Genomic DNA, 23,175 nt, shown 5'->3' on the forward strand with positions numbered 1-23,175 from the left:
TCAACTTTTCAGCTTCCTTCTAAAAACCAACAACTAACAACTTCTTCTGCCTTCTGCCCTCTGCCTTCTGCCTTTCTCCCCGTTAAAAATCTACATCACGTTAAGGACTTATTTATGCGCTTAGAGAATAAAGTCACTTTGATTACTGGAGCAGGCAGCGGCATTGGTCGAGAAGCGGCTGTGCTATTTGCTCAAGAGGGTGCACAGGTTGTTGTTTGCGACCTCAACGGAACTGGAGGCAATGAAACAGTGGCGCTGATTGAGGCGATCGGGGGCAAGGCGACCTTTGTGCGTGCCGATGTGTCGAAGGCTGTAGACGCAAAAGCGATGGTTGAAGCGGCTGAAACTGCCTACGGTAAACTGAACGTGCTGTTTAACAATGCGGGCATTTTTCACCCTGCGGATGGTTCCGTTTTAGAGACAGAAGAAGACATCTGGGATTTGACGATGAACGTAAATCTCAAGGGCGTTTTTCTAGGCTGCAAGTATGGCATTCCAGCGTTGCAACGCGCGGGGGGTGGTTCAATTATCAACACAGCTTCGTTTGTGGCGATGGTTGGGGCTGCAACGTCTCAGTCTGCTTACACCGCAAGTAAGGGAGGCGTGCTGTCGCTCACGCGGGAAATTGCCGTTGAATTTGCGCGTCAGAACATTCGCGTGAATGCACTCTGTCCGGGGCCTGTGGAAACGCCACTGTTAGCAGAATTGATGGCTGATCCAGCGCGCCGTCAACGTCGGTTGGTTCACATCCCACCGGGAAGACTGGCGCAGGCAAAGGAAATTGCAAATGCAGCCCTGTTTCTAGCCAGTGATGAGTCGTCGTTTGTGAATGGTTCGACTTTTTTGGTCGATGGCGGTATCACGGCAGCGTATGTCACAGCAGAGTAACCTGTCGATCGCCTTCTAAAGCGTTGAAAGTGGCTGTAATCATTGCAGTGTTAACGGACGGCAAAAACTTAGAGATTGGGAGCAAAAGTTGTGGGAGCAAGCTTCCAGGTGCACTTTTTTATCTCGTCCTAGCGTTGAAAGCGCTTTCTTAATGTTGCTTCGGGGCGAAAGATAAGCCAGATTGCAATACCGAGCGTTGAAGTTGTTGAAAGTATAGGGATAAGAAGGTAGACCAAGTTACCGCCGTTTTGCACTTTCAGGTAGGCGTAAAACCAAATAATGCACCAGCTATAGATCGCATGAAGAGCGACAAAAAGCATTCCACACACAGGCGGGAAAGAATCAGCGAGAAGAAAAAAGCAAGCTGCCAGGTAAACAACTAAGAGGCTGATGACAAGCAAAAGCTTAGCAATAAGCATAGTTTCAGATCACCTTAGCAAATTCTTACGCTTTAGAAACACACTTCATAGTCGAACTAGATGTAACGCACGTTTTTCCTGAGACTTTATTGTTGTAAAACTCAATACTAACCATTGTCTTCTTATCAGCACTGTCCCAAACCCAGGAAAAGGTGGGTGGCGTTCCCTCTTCACGGGTTGGCAGACCCAGGAGCGATCGCACTTCATCGGGGCTCATGCCAAGTTCAATGCGGCTAAAGTTTGCCCCAGTTAAGCTACCCCCACCTGAGAGCGCGGGCGCACCTGCTGTCGCAACGGCTAGAGACGGTTTACCCTCCTGTGGTGCGCTAGCTTTTGGGGTACTGGCTGTGGCGATCGTTCGGTGGCGCTGTTGGGCCATTTTCAACTGCTGCTGATACGTTGCCAGATTTTTTTGGGCGATCGCGTACTTTGGGCTACTAGCAGGTACGGTCTTCATCAACGCGATCGCCTGCTGTAGTTTGCTGCTGACTAAATCCCAGTCTTCAACTGTTGAGGCATTGCGAGCGAGATTGGCGGCACTAATGGCTTTGTCTTCCGCTTTGGGAAATGGATCACGGCTGGCAGTTGTTGCAGGCACCATGATCGTGCTTGGCTTCGCTTCGGGTTGAGCAGACGCTGCGGGCACTGGAGGAAGGGTCGCTGAGGGGGAAGGCTGGCGAGTCGAGCAAGCTGATAACAGGAAGAACAAACTGACGATCGCGCTACCGCGGATGAGCGTCCTTTGACTTTTGGAGCGCATAGGGCAAGAGGTGAAGTACATACAGTAAGGTGCCCTTTTCTGAAGCCTTTGAGCACAGTTGCTAGCAATGGGATTGCGTTTAACTAGCCGTGTGACCTGCTCCTAGCGGTGCCGTTAGAAGCAGGGCTAGGAGTGAGCGTCAGGCGTGAAGAGTTCAAGTCATCGGTTTCACGAGCAAAGCAGGAGTCAACGATTGTGTAAAAGGCAGGAAGCAATACGGAAGTTCTTCTAAAGGCTAGATACTGGCTGCTATCGGCTTCAATTAAAGAAACTGTATGTGAGTGAAGACCGCGACATCGCAATGCTTCAATACATGAGGTTTGCTCAGATGTAAGAGCACGCGCTATGGAGTAGGGGATAAGACATGCTCAAAAGCGATCGCAAGCTGGGTTTGAAACCGTTGTCGATGTTTGAGCTTCCACACAGGTTGCACAATGTCGAGAGCCGTGCCCGATCCTTTGCGGCTATTGACAATCGAAACGGCCCGTAGCGTCATCAGTTGTAGTTCTTTTTGCACCATAAGTTCGGGAATCGCTGCTGCGCCAACACCGCTTTCCACAACGGCTTTAACCATCTCGCTGCTGCTCAACACTAAAACTACATCCAGATCAGTCGGTTCAACACCCCATCGCTGGATTGCTTGCTCAAACATCTGCTGTGAGCCAGATCCCGGTTCACGCATCACCCAGGGCGTTTCGACTAGTTCCTTCACGGTGACTCTCGCACGCTCAAACCAGGGGTGGGATGTACCAACGACAATTTGCAGGCGATCGTGCCCCACAACCTCCTGTTCCAAAACTGCCTGGAGATCGGGATCAACATCGCCCGTCACCAACCCCAGATCAAACAGTCCGCTGGCCGTACCTTCGTAGATCTCCTTGGCGTTCGCCAGCGTACAGTTCACTGTGATGCCTGGATGACTACGTTTGAAGTAACTGATTTTTTCAGGGAGCCAATAGTTGCCGATCGTCAAACTTGATCCTAGCTTCAATTCACCGCGCTGTAAGTTGTTGAGTTCTCGCAAGCCTCGCTCGGTCAGCAACACCTGATCCAGTACCTTTTGGGCTTCAATCTGAAGTAGCTTGCCCGCTTCGGTAATTTCAATGCGACGACCAATTCGATGGAAGAGTTTGACGCAATACTCTACTTCTAGATTTTGAATGGCGGCACTGACCGCAGGCTGAGTAATGTAGAGCGCCTCTGCCGCACGGGTGAAGTGCAGATGAGTCGCTACAGCCAAAAAAATACGCAACTGTTCGAGGGTCATTCCTGCCATCGATGGCTCCTCCACTCGTGCAGCTTAATTTAATCAACTGTAGTTATCGTTTTTAGAACCAAGCATGATTGATTCTATCAGTAAGTCAGCTTGGATTGGGGCAAGCTGTTGGCTTTGTTTCGCACGCCTGACGAAGTGATCGCAGCCATATTGTCAGGACGCGATCGTGGCTTGATCTAGCTTGGGGTAATGCTGCTGCTTGCCACCCTAATCGCACGCGTTGTGATGGCGCTACTCGCCTTTGTGCAGCGCGATCGCGCCTAGATCGTGGCGACGTTAATGCTTCTGGCTGGCCTACGTTCTGGTCTGCTTGCGGAACAGTCCTAAATGCCAGCGCCGTCTAGAAATTCTTCAATCACTTTGTCTCGGATGCGGCAACTACGAGAAACGGCATCGGCAACGGCTTGAGTCTCAGAGCAATCAGCCGTGTGCGACTCATTACCATTCAGGCTGGATGTTCTGGCGGTGGCTGAAACCAGCAACAAAGAGTCATTCAGCGACTGCTTGGTTTGTACGAGTTGAAGCTGCTGTTCCAAGGATTCGATGCGATCAACCAGGGCACGGATGACTTGCGCTTCCGAGTCGGGTAGCCGTCCATGCTCTAGAGGATCAACCCGACCGCCAGACCGATGCACAATGCGACCGGGCACACCCACCACAGTGCAATCTGGTGGCACCGCACGTAGCACAACCGAACCTGCGCCAATGCGGACGCGATCGCCAATCTCGATGTTGCCTAACACTTTGGCACCAGCGCCAACGACCACATCTTCACCGAGGGTTGGGTGACGTTTACCAGTCTCTTTTCCCGTTCCACCCAATGTCACACCTTGATAGATCAGCGCGTAGTTGCCGACGATCGCGGTTTCGCCAATGACAACCCCCATACCGTGATCGATAAAAACGCCCTGCCCAATTTGAGCACCAGGGTGAATTTCAATGCCCGTCAAAAAGCGCGCCAGTTGTGATATAAGGCGAGGAATGAACGGCAAACCCAGGCGATATAACTGGTGGGAGACGCGATGAAACACCAGCGCCTGCAACCCTGGATAACAGAATAAAACCTCTAACCAGTTGCGGGCAGCCGGATCACGCTCAAAAATAATCCGAAAATCGGCCATGAGGGTAGTTAGCACAAGAGACAAACCCTTCCCAATACAAATCCTATTTATTTTAACGTTTGAGTGCATTGCATGAATGGGCATTACAAATTGACCGCGCCACAGTCTGAGCTGGAAGGGGTTGTAAGCAGACACGACATTTAAACAAATCGATCTTTAAAGTGGTATCAACTGACTCACCATCTCTTTTGGAAAAGCCACATTCTTGGGCAAGCTAACGCTAAGCTGATAAAGAAGTTTCAGCCTTACTACCATCCCTCTTGGCCTGATCAATCTGAATGAGTAGTCACAGTGAGTCTGCTACCAAAGGAACCATCCTAGTTGTTGATGATGTGCCAGACAATTTGCGTGTCTTGTCGGCTCTACTCACTCACGAGGGATACACCGTGCGCAAGGTGCTCAACGGCAAACTGGCGCTCAAGGCAGTACAGGCAGCACCACCCGATTTGGTCTTGCTCGACATTCGCATGGCAGACATGGATGGGTATGAAGTGTGCCAGCAGCTAAAAGTCATGCCGCACATGCGGGAGATTCCCATCATTTTTTTAAGCGCGCTGAATGGCGTTTTCGATAAGGTCAAAGCGTTTCAGGTGGGTGGCGCAGACTACATTGCCAAACCGTTTCACGTTGAAGAAGTGCTGGCCCGCGTTGAGCATCAATTGACCATTCAAACTCTGCAACGGCAGCTTTACCAATACAGTCTTGACCTGGAAGCCCAGGTGGCAACGCGAACGGCTCAACTACAACTGGCATTCGATTTTGAAGCAACGCTCAAACGGATTACGGATCGCGTCCGCGATAGCCTGGATGAAACCCAAATTTTGCAAGTGGCGGTACAGGAGCTTGCGATCGCGGTTGATGTCAGAAGCTGTAATGCCGCGCTCTACGATCTGGAGCAGCATTCTGCCACCGTGCAGTATGAATACGCGGCTTCGCTTACCCCCATACAGGGGCGAGTGCTCAACATGAACAACTTTACCGAGGGCTATCATCAACTCCTGCACGGGCAGTACTTTCAATTCTGTTCCTTGTTACCAAACTCACATCGGGGACGGGTCGTGATGCTGGCTTGCCCCATTGTGGATGATCAGCGTGTACTGGGCGACCTGTGGCTGGTAAACCCCAGTGAATATGCGTTCACCGAACAAGACATTCGCCTGGTGCAACAGGTGGCTAACCAGTGCGCGATCGCGCTCCGGCAGGCTCGTCTTTATCAAACTCTGCAAACTCAAGTCACTGAGCTAGAGCAACTAAACCATCTTAAGGATGATTTTCTCAGCACGGTTTCTCACGAGTTACGCACCCCGATGGCAAACATCAAAATGGCGCTGCACATGCTCGAAATTAGCCTCAAAGCGGCTGATCCATCGCCCGCAACGGCTACTTCGATAGTGCCAGAAGTGCCGCAACCAGAAGACGTGGAGAAAAAGCCAAAGCCACGATCGAGCAACGTTGATCGCTACCTCAAAATTTTGCAAGATGAGTGCCAACGAGAAATTGACCTGATTACCGATTTGCTCGACTTGAACCGTCTAGATGGTGACATCGAGCCGTTGATTTTGACTGCAGTTGCATTAGAACCCTGGGTGCAAAGCCTGACCAAGCCGTTTGTCGATCGCGCCCACAGCCAGCAGCAACGGTTGCAGTTCGACATCGCTCCTGACTTACCTCCACTGTTCACAGAACAGTCTTATCTGGAGCGAATTCTGGCTGAGCTGCTCAATAATGCTTGTAAATATACGCCTACCGGAGAATCGATCGTTGTTGCAGCCAGCGTTGTCGCGGCAGAAGAGGCCGAGACGCCAAAAGCGATAGACACCCTTCACATCAGCGTCACCAATACTGGAGTTGAGATTCCACTTAGCGAACAGTCGCGCATCTTTGACAAGTTTTATCGCATTCCCAAGCATGATCCGTGGCAACAGGGGGGCACTGGCTTAGGGTTGGCGCTGGTGAAAAAGCTCACAGAACGTCTTGGGGCAAGCCTTACAGTGGAAAGCATCAAGGGAAAAACGACCTTTACAGTACAGATACCGCTCAGCAGTAGTACCGTGCCAGAACTACAGGATATCGATCGTCAGTCGTCCACATCAACCACGATAAATTGACCCGCTGTACGAATGCGGTAGCAAAGCGCTTTAGGGGAAAACCCGCTGCATGGTAAAGACGATCGGCACCCACTATTGGTTAGCGCTGAACGTATCACATTGCTTCATGCTGCCTGACTTCAAACCACGAGAAAACCACGAGACACGCTGTTCAGACGACCCGTGCGTAAAGGCTTCTGGCACTACATAGCCACTAGATTGCTTTTGCAAATAGTCATCACCAATCTGTGCGGCTGTATCCATCGCCCCTTTCACATCTTGCCCACTGATTAAGTTACGCTCAGCCGTGTAATGGCCCCAAATGCCTGCAAAACAGTCGGCCTGAAGCTCAAGACGGACAGACAAACTATTTGCTGCTGCTTTGTTTGAGCGGGTTTGCAGTTGTCTGACTTTGGTAGAAATGCCGAGTTGGTTCTGGATGTGATGCCCCACTTCATGAGCGATCGCGTAAGCACGAGCAAAATCAGCATCCGCACCAGCCGTAGCCTGAATCTGCCGGAAGAAGCTCATATCTAAATACACTTTGTCATCGCCAGGGCAGTAAAACGGCCCAGTTGCCGCTTTGGCAAAACCGCAAGCCGAATTCACACTGTTGCTAAATAGAACCAACTTCGGTGGTTCATACGTTGAGCCTAACTGCTGCTTAAAGACGCGGCTCCACGTATCCTCCGTATCACCCAAAACCGCTTTCACAAAGTCTGAATCTCGATCTTGAATGGGTTTTCCCTGCTGCTGCGGTGCCGGGCCGACGTCTCCTCCTTGCATCAAACTTAGGATTTCTAAGGGATTCACCCCAAAGATCAAGCCTGCAATAACCGCAATCACAACACCGCCAATGCTTGCACCACCAACCCCACCAGGAACTCGACCAGACCCACCGCGCGTATCTTCCACGTTGCCACTGCGGCGCATGTCGCTCCATTTCATAGCGTCTTCCCCGTGTTGTGTGTTTAAGCTGGCAAGCGGGCTGTGGCCTCTGGTTCAAATGCTACCAGAACCTTGAGAAACAAGACAACTTTAGGGTGGGACGGATGGGGAGTAGGGAGCGGAGGGAGCAGGGCGCAAGGGATGCCGAAGGCAGAAGGCAGGCAGCAGACGGTAACGCTCCAGGCTTTTAGGTTCCAAACCTTTAACTGAACCTTCCGACCTTTAAGCTCCACCTTCCACCTTCCACCTTCCAACTTCTGACCTTTAAGCTCCACCCTTCGAGTTCCAATCTCCACCTTCCGACCTTTAAGCTCCACCCTTCGAGTTCAAACCTCCGCCTTCCGAGTTCAAAGCTCCACCCTTCGAGTTCAAAGCTCCACCCTTCGAGTTCAAAGCTCGACGTTTCAACCTTTAATACCAATTTGAATGAAAATGCGACACATCCTGTAGGGGCAAGGCATTGCCTTGCCCCTACCCACCGATTGATCTGTAGCCGTCATTCTTTAAATCGGTATAAGCTCAATTTTCTAAACTCAAAACTTCTCCTCCCCTTGCTCCCTCTGCTCTCCCTGCCTCTCCTGCTCCCCTACCTCCCCTGCTCCCTCTGCTCCCTTGTCTCCCCCTACTTCCCTCTCCCGGTATTGCCGAGATGAAAGCAAATCTTTCACAATAGAGCTATGAGCGATCCCTGAGCTTCAGGTCGCTCTGAACAACGGATTGTTCTATGAGCCTGGATATGGCTCCATCTACCGAATCAATTTCAGCTTTAACAGCAATCACAGCAAGAGGATACGGAGGTCTGCGTGTGAAGTGGCAATTAATAGGCTTGGGACTAAGCTTCACCATTTGCACTGCAATGCCTGCTCTGGCGGTGCAACCAGCGACAGTCGATGCAAGTGACAACGTGGCGTGGTCGAAGGTGGTCGAAAATCCCTTTGATGGCAAAATTGTGTACGATCGCAACTACAATCGGGGGTTTGTCTTTGTTAGCAGTTGGTCAAAGAACGGCATTGGCGTGACCTACAATCGCGTCGGGTCAAGACTCATTGGTTATGATGCTGGCTTTGGCTACTCTGGGTTTGGGTTTGGTCACCGTAGCAGAGGATTTGGGCTTGGTTTGGGGCTGTTTTCAAGCGGTGACCCGGTTTACCGCTATTACTTGACTGAAAGCGTGCCTGACTCGATCAGTTTGGCGATTGGGGGCAAGGTTTACACCTACACCAGTGGCCCTGTCTTACCCGAATTAGCCACTGCGCTTGCAACGGCCCCATCAGGAAACATTGCGATCCGGCTCATTTGGAACGACGGCAAGACGAAGGATACAGAAATCGGCAAAGATACCGTTAAAGCCTGGAAGACGATTTTCCAACCTTCGTAAGTCGGTTATCGTTCACCGATCGTGGATGTAGTGCGCTATTGTGCTCTCGTCCCAACCCGTTCGATGCGCATCACACACTAAACGCCGACCCACTGTGGGTCAAGCTTGGCAAGCGTAGTCATTACACTCACGGTGCGTTGGGTCTGGCAGTCACGCGTTTGTTCTCAGTTCACCAATGACCAAATTGAATAGATAAATTGCTCCTTGGCCTGCTGATAATCATCCCGCTGTTGTTCAAACCAAACTCGATCGTGATTGGCTTGCAGGTTCACCAAGCAATCTAATACTGATTGCCATTGCACGCGGTCACTCATGGTTATTGCTTGTCATAGTGATTGCTCACAGAAGTCAAAGCTATTACTACCGTTTCCAACGAAGCAACGACAGCCATCATTCAGCTAGATTTACTACGCTCGGCACTTAACCCACACCCATTCTCAAGGGACTGTGGCTTAGCCAAGCAATAACCCTGCAATGAATGGCGCTGACTTAAGGACATGCTTCACCCTGGTCGCCCCCTAAATCCCTCAAATTTGGGGGACTCTGAGGTTTGGCTCCCCCAAACTTGGGGCGGGGGGCAGTTCGGATTGTTATTTCAGTGCCATTCAACCCTGCAATGATTCACTCATTCTAAAGATCGTGCCTTAGATTCAGTTGCATATTTGTAATCTACTACCGAGACGCAGAAACCCTAGAAACCAACCTTTGCGGCTTATACGCCTCTGCGATCGTTTTTAATTCAACAAATCAGACGCTTGACAAACTATACTAAGTGGTTTAGTTTAGCTACAGAGTTTAACTAAACGGTTTAGTCAACTTAAGTTAATTAGGAAAACTGTCATGATAGAGAGTGGCATGATCGATGCAGGCCGTAAGCGCTTGCCGCCCTTGAAGCTACTGCTAATCGCTGCTATCAGCGTCTCAGGCGGAGTGGGTGCTTATACAGTTTGGCGATCGCACGTTTCGGCTCAAGCCGCCAAGACAGAGCAGGTCGTTCCCAGTGTGCATGCCGTCACGGCATTAGGCTATTTAGAGCCGCGTGGCAAAGTGATCAAACTTTCAGCGCCGAGTGCGTCGGGTGGCATGAGCCGTGTTGATCGCCTTCTGGTTAAACAGGGCGATGTCGTCAAAGCGGGGCAAGTGATTGCCAGTTTGGATAATCACGATCGCCTTCAGGCCGCCCTCATAGAAGCGCAAGAGCAAGTGAACGTTGCCCAGGCAAATCTAGCCGTGGTAAAAGCAGGAGCAAAGCGCGGTGAGGTGAACGCGCAACAAGCCGAGATTGTCCGCCTTGAAGCCCAGCGTCAGGGCGATGCGCAAGCGCAAGCTGCCACTGTAGATCGACTGCGGGCAGAACTGCAAAACGCTCAGGCTGAGGTACAACGGTATGAGTCACTCTATCAAGCTGGTGCCACCTCAGCTTCTCAGCGAGATAGTAAGGTCTTAACACAGGCAACCGCCCAACGGAGCCTACAAGAAGCGCAGGCAGTGCTACAGCGCATTCAAACCACTCGATCGCCCGAACTCATCTCTGCCAAAGCCACTCTCGATCGCATTGCGGAAGTGCGTCCGGTGGATATTGCTGCATCACAGGCACAGGTAAATCAGGCGATCGCGGCAGTGCAAAAAGCCAAAGCTGAACTGGATTTATCAGTGGTGCGATCGCCTCAAGATGGGACGGTGCTGGAGATTTATACGCGTCCTGGTGAACTGGTTTCTAACGATGGCATTGTAGAATTAGGGCGCACAAGCCAGATGACGGCGCTATTAGAGGTTTACGAGACCGATATTGGCAACGTGAAAACCGGGCAAGCCGTTAAACTCTATGCCGATAGTCGCCCGGAGGCACTCTCCGGCAAGGTCATAGAAGTGGGTGTGAAAGTGAAGCGCCAGAACGTGGTGAATTCAGATACCTCCAGCAATATTGATGCCCGCATTGTTGAAGTGCGGGTGCAACTGGATGCCGCCTCTGAGCCAAAAGTAGCTGGGCTAACCAACCTGCAAGTGACGGGAGAAATTCAGCTATGACGCTCACCGCACCAAGGCAGGACGTAAAGCCAGCACCCCAAAAGTCTTCACCCAACCGTCATCTGTGGCAACGCTGGCAAGACCGCACACCGCTGGGCTGGCTGCAATTGAAAAAGAACAAAGCGCGATTGGCGGTTGCCGTTGCTGGTATTGGGTTTGCCGATCTGTTGATGTTTGCTCAATTGGGCATTCAGGCGGCGCTGTTTGATAGTAATACCCTGCTCAATCGCGGTGTGGCTGCCGATATTGTGATTCGCAGCGCTCAGTATCGAGATTTGGGCGTTGCGAATACGTTTCCGCGTCGTCGTTTGTACCAGATTCAAGCCGTAGAGGGAGTGGCATCGGTTGAGCCACTGTATATTGCCACCAAAGTGTGGAAGAACCCACAGACCCGTCGCAAGACGCAGCTTACCCTGGTGGGTCAGAGCCTCGATCGCCCCGCGTTTGATGTGCCTGAAATCAATCAAAACCTTGGCAAGCTCAAGCAGCCAGATACCTTCTTATTCGATCGCTTAGCCAGAGGCGACTATCAAGAAATCATTGCTCAAGCCGAAACCGGGCAACCGATTAAAGCTGAAATTGAGCGACGTAGCATTCGAGTCGTGGGGCTATTTTCGCTTGGTGCCTCCTTTGCCAGCGATGGCACGCTGATTACGAGTCAGGAAAATTTCTTGCGGTTCTTCCCTGAACGCGGTGCTGGGCAAGTCACACTAGGGCTAGTGAAACTCAAACCAGATGCTGATCCACAGCAAGTATTAACCCAGATCAAAGCGATGTTGCCACCCGATGCGATCGCCTCTACCAAACAAGAATTTGTTGCCATCGAGCAAGCCTATTGGCAAAAAACAACGCCGATCGGCATTGTGTTCTCCTTTGGTACCGTGATGGCTTTTGTTGTCGGCACGGTTATTGTCTTTCAGATTCTTTCCACCGATGTGAATGAACATCTCGGCGAGTACGCCACCTTCAAAGCGATGGGCTACCGCGATCGCTATCTGCTCCTGATTGTGTTTGAAGAAGCGGTTATTCTCGCCATGTTGGGCTTCTTCCCAGGCTTGGGACTGGCACTCGCACAGTATGCCCTACTCCGGAGTGCAGCGTCTCTCCCAATCGCTATGACCCTTGGTCGCTTGGCTTTTGTCTTTTTGCTCACCCTGCTGATGTGTACGGCCTCTGGCATGATTGCCACGCGCAAAGTGCAGTCGGCTGATCCTGCCGATATTTTTTAAGAGCCAATCTTTTCTCAGGAGGAGAATGCATATGGTTTTAACCACTGACAGCAAGCCCTCGACAGCAGTTAACCCCGCGATCGCTGTTGAAAAGCTGGATCACGTCTTCGGCAAAGGTGAACTCCGCAAGCAAGTGCTGTTTGACATTAATCTGACCCTTGCTGCGGGTGAAATTGTGATTCTCACAGGCCCTTCCGGTTCAGGAAAGACGACCTTACTGTCACTCATGGGTGGCTTGCGATCGCCTCAATCCGGCAGTCTCCGCATCCTGAATACAGAATTGGTAGGAGCCGCAAAGACCGTTGCCGTGGAAGCGCGTCGCTCGTGTGGTTACATCTTCCAGGCGCACAATTTGCATAGCAGCCTGACTGCTGAAGAAAACGTGATGATGGGCTTAGAAGTACACGGTCTTTACTCACGCACCGAACGACGCGATCGTGCCTTGGAAATGTTGGCTCTGGTGGGTTTAGAGGAGCGGACGCAGTACTATCCTGAAAACCTGTCGGGCGGACAAAAGCAACGGGTAGCGATCGCGCGTGCCCTCGTCAGCCATCCCAGCATTGTGCTGGCCGATGAACCCACCGCTGCCCTAGATAAACAATCGGGGCGTGATGTGGTGGATCTGATGCACAACCTCGCTAAGGATCAGGGCTGCACGATTCTGATGGTGACACACGATAATCGGATTCTCGATGTGGCCGATCGCATTATCTATATGGAAGATGGAAAACTGGTGAACGCTCCCGCATAGTCCCGCCCGTAAGTGAAGATTCGGGTAATGGGTGGAGACGACGAATTAGCTTAGGGCGGTTTTGTGCGTTGGGATAATGACAATGAACAGCATCGCGTACTTGTTCTCGTAGCTCTGCACTGCTGTCAGCCTGCGTAAAAATGATTCGCCCATTGCTCTTACTACGTAGCCATCTTCAGGATCGTCTTCTATCAGGAGAATGATTATCTCCCACACCCTTCTTCCAATTCCCTCACCTCTCCCTGCGTATCGGATCATCTGGCAGTTCATTCGTGCGCTGCGATCGCCGCTCTTACAATGCGATAACTCTAGAATAAGTTGGAATCGGACTTCCAGAAACAATGGCGTACAGCATATCAGGATCGAGGTCAGCGCCATTTTGCCAAATCAGCATGCCTAGAGTGCCGATACAGAATCAGGATGGATGAATACAGAAGGGGCAGCCAAGTTTGGAGAGGATCAGGGTATCCCTCGCGACAAGGCGAATTCGTGGCTGCAGCCTCCCCCGTGGACACCCATGATTGAACTGCGTGCAGCAGAGCAAAGGAGCGTCAAACGGATCAAACGGGCCCAACGCTTCGTGTTTCTGCACACGATCCGGCACGAGTTCTTTGACGCCGATTTGCAACCTGAACTGAACGCGCTCTATGGCGCTAGCGTGGTGGGACAGCCGCCCGTCCCGACTGCTCAAGTAGCATTAGCGATGATTGTGCAAGCCTGGACAGGCGCATCGGACGATGAAGCAATCGACGTGGCCGTGGAACAGACACTGGCTCACATTGCCCGGTGGCAGGGAGACCGTTCGCGCTCCCTGACGCTCCGCAAAAACTTATTTGATTTGCGTCGCATGGCGGTCGTGCCTACTCTCCACCTCTTAGGAGATTTCGAGGAACGGCTCATGCCGCTGTTTCCTGAATTCTGTACCGATCCTCTAGACTGAGACGTTAGGCTTTAGACTTGCGCTCATCATGAACTTACCAACCTGGATTACGGTTTCTCGTCTGCTGGCAGTGCCTTTGCTGCTGTATGGGTTGCATGAGCCAACGATGACCTGGCGCTGGATCGCGCTAGTGGTGTTTTTACTGGCAGCAGGTACAGACTGGTTGGATGGCTACCTGGCTCGCCGACTAAATCAGGTTACAGAATTGGGTAAATTCCTCGATCCTCTGGTTGACAAGCTATTAGTCTTAGCGCCACTGCTGTCGCTGGTGGAGCTAGGCCAGGTGCCTGCCTGGGGAGTGTTTCTCATCCTGGCGCGGGAACTAACGATCGCGGGTTGGCGCGTGAACCCCAGTCTGCAAGGTAGCACGACGATTCAGGGTGCAAACCTCTGGGGCAAGCTGAAAACGGTGAGTCAAATTGTAGCGATCGGGCTACTCATAGTGCCACTAGATAAAACCTGGGTGCTTCCTTCACTCATCGCTTTTTGGGTGTCTGTAGCGCTGACCCTGATCTCTGGTGTCATTTACCTGCTGCCTCAAAACCGCAAAACTGCGGAGGGTTTGAACCGAGCCTGAATAAATTGGGATTTACGCAAACCTCAGAGGTTTTAACCAAGAATCAGGCGCTGAACCAAATGTAGCCGCTTAAACCTCCGAGGTTTTGGTCGAGTGCATAAGTCTTGCAGATATGGCTCAAGTGACTACAGTAAGCTGAGTTGAATTGTGTCAGTCTCTAGCTTTGCTTTGCGTCGAGAGGCTTGACGAGGTTTGATATCGACATGGGCGACAAACCAGGTGCGTAGCGCTTTTGCCTGTTCAGGGTCAAGCGTTTCTAGATCAAGGGCTAGTGGGAAAAGGTCACGTTCCGCTGTCGTCGTCCAATTTATGTGGCTTTCAAAACGTTCTGCTCCGAAGGGCAGGAGGCTTTCTGGCAGGCGCGACAGATGTGGTACCACGTTTTCTAAGCCGATAAACTGCTGGCGCTGCTGTTCTAGCTGCTTGACGCGCTGTTTGCGAGCTTGCTTGTAGTTAAGAATGGGTGCAGGATAGCCCTTGAGCAGCATTGGCGAACCCAAGCATTCGGGCGGCAAGTTCTTGAGTTCTGGTAGCCAGCGCTTAATGAAGGTACCCTCTGGATCGCAGCGATCGACCGCCACTTGTTCTGGGTTGTAGATGCGCGTCCAGGTTTTATCGACGCAATGGGTAACACCCGACTGCATCGCCCACTGATAATGGTCAATCGGGCAATCCCCATCAATCAGGTGTCGCATGAAGTGTAGCGCTCCATAGCGCCAGTCCATTCCCAGGAGATTGCTTAAAAAGCTGGAGTACAAGGCGCGAATGCGAAAGTTAAGTTCTTTCCAGCCGCCTGTGGCTTGGAGGCATCGTGCAGCCGCATCGACGATCGGAAAGCCTGTTTCACCGTCCTGCCATGCGCGATACAGGTCTTCATCAAACGACCAGCCATCGTCGTCAAAGATGCTGTAGAGCGATCGCAACTCTAACTGCGGCAGGTAGCGAAACCGTTGAGCAAACCCAGTACCCCAGCGTAAGCGAGCAATCAATTGTGTGCGGCTCCGTTGCACCCGTCCATCAGGAGACGAGTTGATCTGCTGGGTCATCTGGTAGCATTCCCGCACGGAAATCGCACCAAATTTAATGTGGGGACTTAAGCCTGTAGTTGCCTCAGCGCTGGGGTAGGAGAGTTGCCAGTAGTAGCGATCGGTCTTCTCTGCCAAAAACTCTTGCAGCAGTTGCCGCGCTGCTTGCGTTCCAGCGGGCGGGATTTTTTTACTATCTGGCAAATGTCCGACTTCGCTCAGTGTGGGTAAGGGATTGCTGGCAATGTCAGGGGGTACATGAACATGGGCAGGAATGGGCACCATATCAGCGTTCATGTCAGCGAACCATAAATCCCGATAGTCTGGATACGGGATGAGATCTGGTGTGGTCGCTAGGGGTTCAAACCAACGGATTTTGAGGTTGTCTTGGACGAGTGCTGCGTTCAACCGAGCATCGCGTACCCGACCATAGATGCGCTCAAAGTCAATATGGGCATAAATGCCATCTGCCTGAGTTTCACGAATCAGTTGTGGCAACACCTCTACCGGATCGCCTGATCGCAAAATGAGCCGCCCTCCCCGATCGCGCAAATCTTGATCCAGCGATCGCAAGCACTCCAGCATAAACGCCACCCGTGCGGCACCTGTTTCGGGGTGGTGCAGCAGGGCGCGATCGAACACAAAAACGGGAATCACCTCACCCCGCAAAGCAGCACGATACAGCGGCGCATGATCCGCGATGCGTAAATCCCGACGAAACCAGACGATCGTGCGGTTCATAGATAAAGCCAGCACTGAGGGCATTGTCTCAGCTTAACAAAACGCAAGGCTTTGAGATTGTTGGTAGTTAGAAGGGTAGGGGATGCAGGTTGCAAGCTAAAGCCGGTTGATGATGATGAAATCAACTCGTCTGTTGCAGTAATTTCTTAACCGCATTGAGTAAATCCGGTGGATGGTAGGGTTTGGTGATGTAGGCATCTGCGCCTTGTTTCATGCCCCAGTAGACATCAAACTCTTCGCTCTTACTGGTACACATAACCACAGGAATGTGCTTGGTTTTGGGATCATTCTTAATCCACCGACATAGTTCGTAGCCATTTTTGCGAGGCATGACAATATCCGTCACCACAACATCAGGCGACTTTGCCGTGATGCGCTCGATCGCCTCTTCCCCGTCCACCGCCTCAACGACGCTGAAGCCGCTTTTTCTAAATTGCTCTGAGACCATTTCCCGCACGGTGGGGCTATCGTCCACGATCAGAACTATAGTCATAACTCCATAACGGCTCAGTGATTAAGGCATGATTGCGATAGTTTAGCGTGTTTGTTGAGCCAGTGGGAGTCAGCGCTTTAGCCCTGGTTCGCCCGTCAAACGAGGGAATTTGGGTTGCGATCGCTGTCACTCAGGCACAAAGGATGAAACGCTTGTCATAGCCTTCTTCACACCAGATGAGCATGGTTCCGGCAGAAGTGCGGCAATCTCACGACACCTTCTTTGGCTCAAATTACAGGACGATTTTTAGTCAAGCCACAGAATCAACCGACTCATACCGATTTAAATAGATTTCACGACAGATCTCTGTAGGGACGTTACATGTAACATCCCTACAGAGGGATCGGCTGCTGATAGTCGGCATCGTCAGGGTGTTTTTCCAGCAGCCAGCGCTCTTCACGGCTCGCTTTGGCGTTGAAAACAAATACGAGAATGGTGCCTCAGTTGACTCAGGCTTACTTGATAGAGTGCCCAACTAAAGGCAGTTGCAATCAATCTGCTGTAATCAATCTGCTGTAATCAATCCGCTGTAAAGAGGATGTTTGAAAAGGCCATCTCTGTGATTTATGCCCAGTTGGTCAAACGTTTCACGGTGCGATCGTTCTACTTCCAGGCTTGTGTCAGTTGGTCGAGTCGCTCTACGTCCGACGTACTTAGGCTCCAGCCCAAAGCTCCGGCATTCTGACGTGCCTGCTCCGCGTTTTTTGCGCCAGGAATGGGAATGACATTTCCTTGAGCCAACAACCAGTTGAGAGCAACTTGAGCAGGAGTGCGGTCATATGCTGCACCAATCTCTTGAAGCGCACGGATGACAGGCGCAATCTTCTCCAAACCGTTTGGGTTAAAGCGGGGATCGAGACGGCGAGCGCCCTGGAGGGACTGCCCCTGACCCGATCGAGCAGACTCAACCGTATACTTTCCAGTCAGCAATCCCTGCGCTAAAGGACTGTACGCGAGAATTGTAATGCCCAATTCGCGGGCAGTGTCTAAAATGCCGTTGCTTTCAATGTGACGGGTCAGCAACGAGTAGCGCACTTGATTGACAGCCAACGGCACGCCTCTTGCTGCTAGATATCTGTGCGCTTGCCTCATTTGTTCAGCAGAATAGTTACTCACGCCAACGGTGGCAATTCTGCCCTGCTGCACTTCATCAGCCAAGGCATTCATTAATATGCGTTTTCCTAAGAGAAAATCAAACGGTTGATGTACCTGGTAAAGTGCAACCTGGGACACCTGTAAGCGCTCCAAACTGGCGGTTAATGCATCAGAAACCGATTGGGCATTAAAGCGCCAGGGTAGGGGAAAGAATTTGGTGGCAATCTGAACAGGTTTGTCGGTTTGCTGCATGAATTGTCCAAGCAACCGCTCAGATTCGCCCAAACCATAGACTTCTGCCGTATCAAAAAAGCTGAGGCCAGACTCGATCGTGGCGTTGAATGCCTCACGCACCTGGTCGGCACCGTAGTCGTTCCCGTAGCTCCAAAAGAATTTGTCGCCCCATGCCCAGGTGCCAATGCCCAGTGGAGAAACCGTGGGGCCGTTGGGGCCTAATGCGATCGCGTCTACAGCCATTTCACCCATCAACAAACGTTACAGTATTAGGACTTACGCATTTGCCCCTAGCCCCCAATGCTGGTGGGGGCTTTGATTGGCTCGGTTCCCCCAGCATTGGGGGCTAGGGGGCGAAAGATGATCGCTTTTGCGTAAGTCCTAAGTATTTGACATCTAGAGTTTAGCGCGATGCTGGGAGACGTAGGGCTTTATGCTATTAGATCGGCAGTCCTTTCTAACTAAAGGCTGACGAACAAAACGTGTATCGCAAAACCTCTTCGTGCTGTCATGGAAACCAGTCATTTCTCTGATTCATCCGCTGTGTCGCGTCCTCGTATTCCCCTTCTGACCATGCTGCGCCTGGGGCTATTTCAGCTAGGGCTAGGGATGATGTCGGTACTGCTGTTTGGGCTACTAAACCGCGTTTTGATTAAGGAACTGGGGGTACCAGCCACGATCGCCAGCGTGGTGCTAGCCATTACCCTGCTAGTGTCACCCGCTCGCGTCTGGTTTGGGCAGCTATCCGATACAAAATCTTTGTGGGGGCTACATCGCACAGGCTACGTCTGGATAGGTGCGATCAGCCTGGCGGTCATTGCGTTTCTCGCGGTGCAGATTATGTGGCAGGTTGGAGCCAGCCTGCAAGCAACGGGCTGGAGTGCCGTGACCTATGCCTGGACAGCGCTTCTAGCCGCCATGTTTGGATTATACGGCATTGCCGTTAGCGTCTGTTCGACCCCTTTTACAACCTTGCTCGTAGATGTGACAGATGAGGAAGACCGCTCCAAAATTGTGGGCGTGGACTGGGCACTGCTGATTTGTGGCACGATCGTAGGTGGCATCACGATCGGCATCATGCTTAAAAAGCTAGGCGCTGATCCATCGCTAGACGTTTTGCGGAGCAGCATTAACCAGTTGTTTCTGATCCTGCCTGCGATCGTTGTCTTACTGGCGCTAACAGCAACCTGGGGCGTTGAAAAAAAATATTCTCGCTATGCTCAGCGATCGAGCTTCACCGATTTAAGTGAGCGTATTACCTTAAAGCGAGCATGGACGATTCTCACTGCCAACCGTCAAACCCGCTTTTTCTTCACCTTTTTGCTGGCAATGACTTTGGGGTTATTTCTGCAAGATGCGATCCTTGAGCCGTATGGTGGCGAGGTCTTCAAAATGCCAGCAGGGGCCACCGCAACCCTGAATGCGTTCTGGGGCACAGGAACGCTCATTGGCATTATCGGAGCAGGCTTCGCGCTAGCACCTCGAATCGGTAAACATCAAACGGCTAAGCTTGGCTGTCAAGCTGTTGTGCTGTCATTGGTGCTGGTCATTGCCGCTGGCTTCACCCGCAATCCTCACTTCTTGCAACTGGCACTGCTGTTGTTTGGGTTGGCGGCAGGCATCACCACCACCGGAGCCATTACGCTGATGATGGATCTTACGGCGGCTGAAACGGCAGGCACCTTCATTGGGGCATGGGGTCTGGCACAGGCATTGTCTCGCGGTATGGCGACCATTATTGGGGGGACAGCACTCGACCTGGGCAGAAAGCTCACCACTGAACTGGCGATCGCTTACGGTCTGGTCTTTGTCCTTCAGGCACTCTGCATGCTCGGCGCGATCGCGCTTCTGATGCGCGTCAACGTCCAGGAATTTCAGACCAGCGCGAAGGATACGATCGCCACGGTGATGAGCAACGAATTGGATTAGGAGAGTTTTGAGTGTTGAGTTTTGAGTTATGAGTTAGAAGGCGCAACTCAAGATTCAAAACTTAGAACTCATAACTCTCATGGTTGACTTCTGGACTCAGGTACTCAGCTTTGCTCAAACCACGACTGCTCGTGTCGGCACCCAGCTATTGCAAGACTTTGGGCAGGTGCAGGCGGCAGAAAAGGCAGATGGTAGTTTGGTCACACAGTCTGATCGATGGGCAGATGAGGCATTGAGAGGCGCGATCGCCCAGGCTTTTCCCGATCATGGCGTTCTCAGCGAAGAAGTCGAACACATTTTCCCTGCCAATGATTGGTGCTGGATTGTTGACCCCTTAGACGGCACCACCAACTTTGCGCGAGGCATACCCATCTGGGGCATTTCATTAGGCTTGCTTTACAAAGGCACACCCACTTTTGGCTACGTCCACTTACCGCCTTTAGATCAATCCTTTCACGGTTACTGGCGCGGTACATCTGGTTTAGAGATGCCAACGGGTGCTTTTTTGAACGATCGCCCCATTCACGCCAGTACCGATGCTCTCACCTCTAACCATTTCTTCAACCTCTGCACCCGCAGCACTGGCTTACTCAAAAACCCCTTCCCCTGCAAAATTCGGATGTTAGGAGTCGCAACGTACAACCTGCTGACCGTAGCGGCTGGAGCAACCCTTGGCGGAGTCGAAGCCACCCCCAAAATTTGGGACATTGCTGCTGTCTGGGCGATCGTACAAGCCGCAGGAGCCGTCTGGACTCCCTTAGAACCGCAACCAATCTTTCCTCTTCAGGTAGGAAAAGACTATGGCGATCGGGCTTACCCCACCCTGGTTGTTAGCCAAACCGCCTTAGTCCCTACCTTCTTGCCACTTGTTCAAACGTTAGGAAGAGAATAGTTGCAAGTGATCAACGCGCTAAGAAAACCTGCGGCAAAAGAGCCAGTAGCAACAACACAAACCTCGTACAGGCAACGCTTGAGTGATCGTCCTGAGAGTAATCTTCATCATGTAGGCATCAGTCGCTGCTGCACGCTGTTTAGTAGTCAGATCCCTACCGTGTTGGGTGGCGATTTCTCCTTAACCTGCTGGCTGTGAGCTGCTCGTGCATGTCTCAAGTCCGTCTTGTTTCTTTGGGTGGAAGGACAACAACGGTAAACCAGTAGTCGGCGAAATCATGCACGACACGCATGAACTGATCAAAGTCAATGGGCTTAACGATGTACGAACTACAGCGCAGCTTATACATGGTCAGAATGTCTTTTTCTTCTGCCGAGGTGGTCAAAATGACCACAGGTAAATGGTTTAGCTTGTCATCGGCAACCATTTGCTGGAGCACCTCGCGTCCATCCAGAATGGGCATATTCAAATCGAGCAAAATCAGATCGGGCGTGGGCGCGTCGGCGTACGGATCGCGCTTGCGCAGAAAATCTAGGCACGCCTGACCGTTTTCCACGTGATAAAGATCAATGGCGAGCTTGGCTCGCTTGAAAGCCGCGCGGGTCAAGATCACATCGTTCTCATTATCCTCTACCAGTAAGATTTTCCCAAGCTGATGACTGTTTGGTTGGTTGGTCATGGCTGAATCACCTCCTGAATGGAATTGTGAAGTAAAAGGTACTGCCCCGACCTGGAACAGACGTGACCCCAATCTTTCCTCCGTGACGTTCGACCACCTGTCGGCAGATCGCTAAACCAATCCCGGTGCCAGGATATTCCTTTTGCGTATGCAGTCGGCGGAAGATTTCAAAAATCCGCTCTTGATACTGTGGCTCAATGCCGATGCCATTATCCTGTACAGCAATGACCCACGCCCCCTCTTTCTTTACGCTCGTGATATGCACGCGAGGCGCTTGGTCGCCCTGATATTTAAGCCCGTTGCCGATCAGGTTTTGTAGCAACTGTACGAGCTGCGATCGATCGCCCATAACCGTCGGCAGTTCGTCACGGGTCACTGTTGCATTTGCATCACGAATCGAAGTTGCCAGCATTGCCTGAGCCTGGCTAAAGACATCGGACAGAGGGACTGGCTCAAAGGGGCGAGCACGCGAATCAACCCGGGAGTATGCCAGGATGTCATTAATCATCGCCTGCATCTGATTGGTGCTGGCGACTGTCCGATCGATCCAATCGTTCGCTTCATCGCTTAACTGTCCGTCATATGTCTGCTGGAGCAATTGGGTAAACCCGCTAATACTGCGCAGCGGTGCCTGTAGGTCGTGTGAGGCGATGTAAGCGAACTGTTGCAGGTCTATGTTGCTGCGCTCAAGCGCTTCAGACTGAAATTTGAGTCTAGTGTCATACTGATGAAGGATCGTGCCCTGCCAAATAACGAGCGCGGCGAAAAGCAAACTGGTCACACCCCAACTGAGGGCAAAGCTGGTGGCAGTGTCGAAAAAGCCTGAGCCACGCCCATATGTGACCACCCAGCCAAAAAGAATGGGAACAACCAGAACAATTGGCAGGAGCCGCCTGACCATTTGCCCACCTGATGACGGGGCGGTTAGCAAGCCAATCAAGCCTTCATGAGGTCGCAAGCCCAACACGCCGATCTCCAGTGTTAGAAAACCAATCGCAGTTAAGGGCGAGATACCGGTTTGCGGGTTGGTAGGTAGTGCATAAAACAAATTGGTCGTGCTGGCATATCCGAACAAAGCAAGCCACGGCAGGAGCATACCCATCAATGCAAGGAGCATGACCAACCGTTGCGATCGCCGAGCCGTTGCTGGAGACAGACCGATACAGCACCCGACCAGAATAACGCTTACAGTCGTCTGAGGCGATGGTCGACCAGGAAACACACCGCCGTTTTGCGTGACGAGTCGTGGATACAAAGCGATTTCAATACTTGATCCAAGGTTGAACAAGTATTGCACACCTACCCAAAGCGCTGCCAGCATAGCTGCACCAGATAACCCCTGGCAGACCCATATCCATCTACGGGCGACCTTATCGGTCAAGAGCCTTTGGGAGATCATCAACGCGGCACCAAGCGCCAACAGCATCAAAGCAGACAGGGGGGTTGTTTGAGGTGCGTGCGGAAGGAGACGGCGCAGGAGAATGACATCGAATTGCCAACCTGCCAAAACGACGATACATAGAGCAATGACAAACCAACAGCAAGACTCTGTCAGCGCAAGTTTCCGCATTGGTATGATGCATCCTCACGGACACGATATATTTGCTTGCGATGTATTTGCTTGCATAGAATGAAGTGTTTTTAGCAGGACGGATGCAAAGAGTTGGGGAGAAACCAGGTTTCTG

Annotated in this window: 20 protein-coding genes and 1 pseudogene; 10 read left to right on the top strand and 11 right to left on the bottom strand. The window is 51.7% G+C overall.

The genetic code is table 11. The annotated features are described in order from the left end of the window. Positions 1-114: 114 nt before the first annotated feature. Positions 115-888, top strand: a complete 774-nt coding sequence (locus tag AC5JLP_RS34965; RefSeq protein ID WP_496072495.1) for a glucose 1-dehydrogenase — start codon at positions 115-117, stop codon at positions 886-888. A gap of 128 nt (positions 889-1,016) precedes the next feature. Here AC5JLP_RS34965 and AC5JLP_RS34970 read toward each other — a convergent pair whose 3' ends face one another. The 4 genes from AC5JLP_RS34970 to cysE form a co-directional block, all read right to left on the bottom strand. After that, a complete protein-coding gene (locus AC5JLP_RS34970; RefSeq protein ID WP_496072496.1) occupies positions 1,017-1,307 on the bottom strand; it encodes a hypothetical protein in 291 nt (96 codons plus the stop codon). Positions 1,308-1,332: 25 nt separating this feature from the next. Next, on the bottom strand, positions 1,333-2,067 hold the full coding sequence (locus tag AC5JLP_RS34975; protein WP_496072497.1) for a hypothetical protein: 735 nt from the start codon (positions 2,065-2,067) through the stop codon (positions 1,333-1,335). A 343-nt stretch (positions 2,068-2,410) separates the two neighbouring features. Next, on the bottom strand, positions 2,411-3,343 hold the full coding sequence (locus AC5JLP_RS34980) for a LysR substrate-binding domain-containing protein (protein ID WP_496072498.1): 933 nt from the start codon (positions 3,341-3,343) through the stop codon (positions 2,411-2,413). A 323-nt stretch (positions 3,344-3,666) separates the two neighbouring features. After that, positions 3,667-4,479, bottom strand: a complete 813-nt coding sequence (cysE, locus tag AC5JLP_RS34985) for a serine O-acetyltransferase (protein ID WP_496072499.1) — start codon at positions 4,477-4,479, stop codon at positions 3,667-3,669. Positions 4,480-4,742: 263 nt separating this feature from the next. On the opposite strand from cysE, the gene AC5JLP_RS34990 reads away from it, so the two are divergent. Further along, positions 4,743-6,572, top strand: a complete 1,830-nt coding sequence (locus AC5JLP_RS34990; RefSeq protein WP_496072500.1) for a hybrid sensor histidine kinase/response regulator — start codon at positions 4,743-4,745, stop codon at positions 6,570-6,572. Between the two features lie 72 nt (positions 6,573-6,644). On the opposite strand, the gene ypfJ is transcribed toward AC5JLP_RS34990, so the two are convergent. After that, positions 6,645-7,499, bottom strand: a complete 855-nt coding sequence (gene ypfJ / locus AC5JLP_RS34995; RefSeq protein ID WP_496072501.1) for a KPN_02809 family neutral zinc metallopeptidase — start codon at positions 7,497-7,499, stop codon at positions 6,645-6,647. 805 nt (positions 7,500-8,304) lie between these two features. Between ypfJ and AC5JLP_RS35000 the strand changes: the two genes are divergently transcribed. Then, positions 8,305-8,877, top strand: coding sequence for a hypothetical protein (locus tag AC5JLP_RS35000; RefSeq protein ID WP_496072502.1), 573 nt, complete (start codon positions 8,305-8,307; stop codon positions 8,875-8,877). A 164-nt stretch (positions 8,878-9,041) separates the two neighbouring features. On the opposite strand, the gene AC5JLP_RS35005 is transcribed toward AC5JLP_RS35000, so the two are convergent. Beyond that, the gene (locus AC5JLP_RS35005) at positions 9,042-9,191 is read right to left on the bottom strand and encodes a hypothetical protein (RefSeq protein WP_496072503.1); all 150 of its coding nucleotides are present in this window, start codon (positions 9,189-9,191) and stop codon (positions 9,042-9,044) included. 526 nt (positions 9,192-9,717) lie between these two features. Between AC5JLP_RS35005 and AC5JLP_RS35010 the strand changes: the two genes are divergently transcribed. The 5 genes and pseudogenes from AC5JLP_RS35010 (at position 9,718) to pgsA (ending at position 14,402) form a co-directional block, all read left to right on the top strand. Beyond that, a complete protein-coding gene (locus AC5JLP_RS35010) occupies positions 9,718-10,905 on the top strand; it encodes an HlyD family secretion protein (protein ID WP_496072504.1) in 1,188 nt (395 codons plus the stop codon). Next, complete coding sequence (gene devC / locus AC5JLP_RS35015; RefSeq protein ID WP_496072505.1) at positions 10,902-12,134, top strand: ABC transporter permease DevC; 1,233 nt, start codon at positions 10,902-10,904, stop codon at positions 12,132-12,134. The genes AC5JLP_RS35010 and devC overlap by 4 nt, the downstream gene beginning before the upstream one ends. A gap of 31 nt (positions 12,135-12,165) precedes the next feature. Beyond that, positions 12,166-12,885 (top strand): DevA family ABC transporter ATP-binding protein, encoded by a 720-nt coding sequence (locus tag AC5JLP_RS35020; RefSeq protein ID WP_496072506.1) that lies wholly within the window; start codon positions 12,166-12,168, stop codon positions 12,883-12,885. A gap of 751 nt (positions 12,886-13,636) precedes the next feature. Continuing rightward, positions 13,637-13,825, top strand: a pseudogene (locus tag AC5JLP_RS35025) (hypothetical protein); the annotation flags it as partial. A gap of 28 nt (positions 13,826-13,853) precedes the next feature. Then, positions 13,854-14,402: a CDP-diacylglycerol--glycerol-3-phosphate 3-phosphatidyltransferase gene (gene pgsA / locus AC5JLP_RS35030; RefSeq protein WP_496072507.1), complete on the top strand. Its 549-nt coding sequence runs from the start codon at positions 13,854-13,856 to the stop codon at positions 14,400-14,402. A 125-nt stretch (positions 14,403-14,527) separates the two neighbouring features. On the opposite strand, the gene AC5JLP_RS35035 is transcribed toward pgsA, so the two are convergent. From AC5JLP_RS35035 to AC5JLP_RS35045, 3 genes are all read right to left on the bottom strand, one after another. Next, the gene (locus tag AC5JLP_RS35035) at positions 14,528-16,192 is read right to left on the bottom strand and encodes an FAD-binding domain-containing protein (RefSeq protein ID WP_496072508.1); all 1,665 of its coding nucleotides are present in this window, start codon (positions 16,190-16,192) and stop codon (positions 14,528-14,530) included. A gap of 97 nt (positions 16,193-16,289) precedes the next feature. Further along, complete coding sequence (locus tag AC5JLP_RS35040; protein ID WP_496072509.1) at positions 16,290-16,661, bottom strand: response regulator; 372 nt, start codon at positions 16,659-16,661, stop codon at positions 16,290-16,292. 603 nt (positions 16,662-17,264) lie between these two features. Further along, positions 17,265-18,242 (bottom strand): aldo/keto reductase, encoded by a 978-nt coding sequence (locus tag AC5JLP_RS35045; protein ID WP_496072510.1) that lies wholly within the window; start codon positions 18,240-18,242, stop codon positions 17,265-17,267. Between the two features lie 258 nt (positions 18,243-18,500). Between AC5JLP_RS35045 and AC5JLP_RS35050 the strand changes: the two genes are divergently transcribed. Both AC5JLP_RS35050 and AC5JLP_RS35055 read left to right on the top strand, forming a co-directional pair. Beyond that, a complete protein-coding gene (locus AC5JLP_RS35050) occupies positions 18,501-19,919 on the top strand; it encodes a BCD family MFS transporter (protein ID WP_496072511.1) in 1,419 nt (472 codons plus the stop codon). A 79-nt stretch (positions 19,920-19,998) separates the two neighbouring features. After that, on the top strand, positions 19,999-20,811 hold the full coding sequence (locus AC5JLP_RS35055) for an inositol monophosphatase family protein (RefSeq protein ID WP_496072512.1): 813 nt from the start codon (positions 19,999-20,001) through the stop codon (positions 20,809-20,811). A gap of 214 nt (positions 20,812-21,025) precedes the next feature. On the opposite strand, the gene AC5JLP_RS35060 is transcribed toward AC5JLP_RS35055, so the two are convergent. Then, positions 21,026-21,490: a response regulator gene (locus tag AC5JLP_RS35060; protein WP_496072513.1), complete on the bottom strand. Its 465-nt coding sequence runs from the start codon at positions 21,488-21,490 to the stop codon at positions 21,026-21,028. Positions 21,491-21,497: 7 nt separating this feature from the next. After that, positions 21,498-23,060 (bottom strand): sensor histidine kinase, encoded by a 1,563-nt coding sequence (locus AC5JLP_RS35065; RefSeq protein ID WP_496072514.1) that lies wholly within the window; start codon positions 23,058-23,060, stop codon positions 21,498-21,500. Positions 23,061-23,175 lie beyond the last annotated feature (115 nt).

This window comes from Stenomitos rutilans, from assembly GCF_059505485.1.

What these genes read in the sequence shown, in the direction of transcription:
- AC5JLP_RS34965 (WP_496072495.1), top strand. Translation starts at nt 115, where the DNA reads ATGCGCTTAGAGAATAAAGTCACTTTGATTACTGGAGCAGGCAGCGGC.
- AC5JLP_RS34970 (WP_496072496.1), bottom strand. Translation starts at nt 1,307, where the DNA reads ATGCTTATTGCTAAGCTTTTGCTTGTCATCAGCCTCTTAGTTGTTTAC.
- AC5JLP_RS34975 (WP_496072497.1), bottom strand. Translation starts at nt 2,067, where the DNA reads ATGCGCTCCAAAAGTCAAAGGACGCTCATCCGCGGTAGCGCGATCGTC.
- AC5JLP_RS34980 (WP_496072498.1), bottom strand. Translation starts at nt 3,343, where the DNA reads ATGGCAGGAATGACCCTCGAACAGTTGCGTATTTTTTTGGCTGTAGCG.
- AC5JLP_RS34990 (WP_496072500.1), top strand. Translation starts at nt 4,743, where the DNA reads ATGAGTAGTCACAGTGAGTCTGCTACCAAAGGAACCATCCTAGTTGTT.
- ypfJ (WP_496072501.1), bottom strand. Translation starts at nt 7,499, where the DNA reads ATGAAATGGAGCGACATGCGCCGCAGTGGCAACGTGGAAGATACGCGC.
- AC5JLP_RS35005 (WP_496072503.1), bottom strand. Translation starts at nt 9,191, where the DNA reads ATGAGTGACCGCGTGCAATGGCAATCAGTATTAGATTGCTTGGTGAAC.
- AC5JLP_RS35010 (WP_496072504.1), top strand. Translation starts at nt 9,718, where the DNA reads ATGATAGAGAGTGGCATGATCGATGCAGGCCGTAAGCGCTTGCCGCCC.
- devC (WP_496072505.1), top strand. Translation starts at nt 10,902, where the DNA reads ATGACGCTCACCGCACCAAGGCAGGACGTAAAGCCAGCACCCCAAAAG.
- AC5JLP_RS35020 (WP_496072506.1), top strand. Translation starts at nt 12,166, where the DNA reads ATGGTTTTAACCACTGACAGCAAGCCCTCGACAGCAGTTAACCCCGCG.
- pgsA (WP_496072507.1), top strand. Translation starts at nt 13,854, where the DNA reads ATGAACTTACCAACCTGGATTACGGTTTCTCGTCTGCTGGCAGTGCCT.
- AC5JLP_RS35035 (WP_496072508.1), bottom strand. Translation starts at nt 16,192, where the DNA reads ATGCCCTCAGTGCTGGCTTTATCTATGAACCGCACGATCGTCTGGTTT.
- AC5JLP_RS35040 (WP_496072509.1), bottom strand. Translation starts at nt 16,661, where the DNA reads ATGACTATAGTTCTGATCGTGGACGATAGCCCCACCGTGCGGGAAATG.
- AC5JLP_RS35045 (WP_496072510.1), bottom strand. Translation starts at nt 18,242, where the DNA reads ATGGGTGAAATGGCTGTAGACGCGATCGCATTAGGCCCCAACGGCCCC.
- AC5JLP_RS35050 (WP_496072511.1), top strand. Translation starts at nt 18,501, where the DNA reads ATGGAAACCAGTCATTTCTCTGATTCATCCGCTGTGTCGCGTCCTCGT.
- AC5JLP_RS35055 (WP_496072512.1), top strand. Translation starts at nt 19,999, where the DNA reads ATGGTTGACTTCTGGACTCAGGTACTCAGCTTTGCTCAAACCACGACT.
- AC5JLP_RS35060 (WP_496072513.1), bottom strand. Translation starts at nt 21,490, where the DNA reads ATGACCAACCAACCAAACAGTCATCAGCTTGGGAAAATCTTACTGGTA.
- AC5JLP_RS35065 (WP_496072514.1), bottom strand. Translation starts at nt 23,060, where the DNA reads ATGCGGAAACTTGCGCTGACAGAGTCTTGCTGTTGGTTTGTCATTGCT.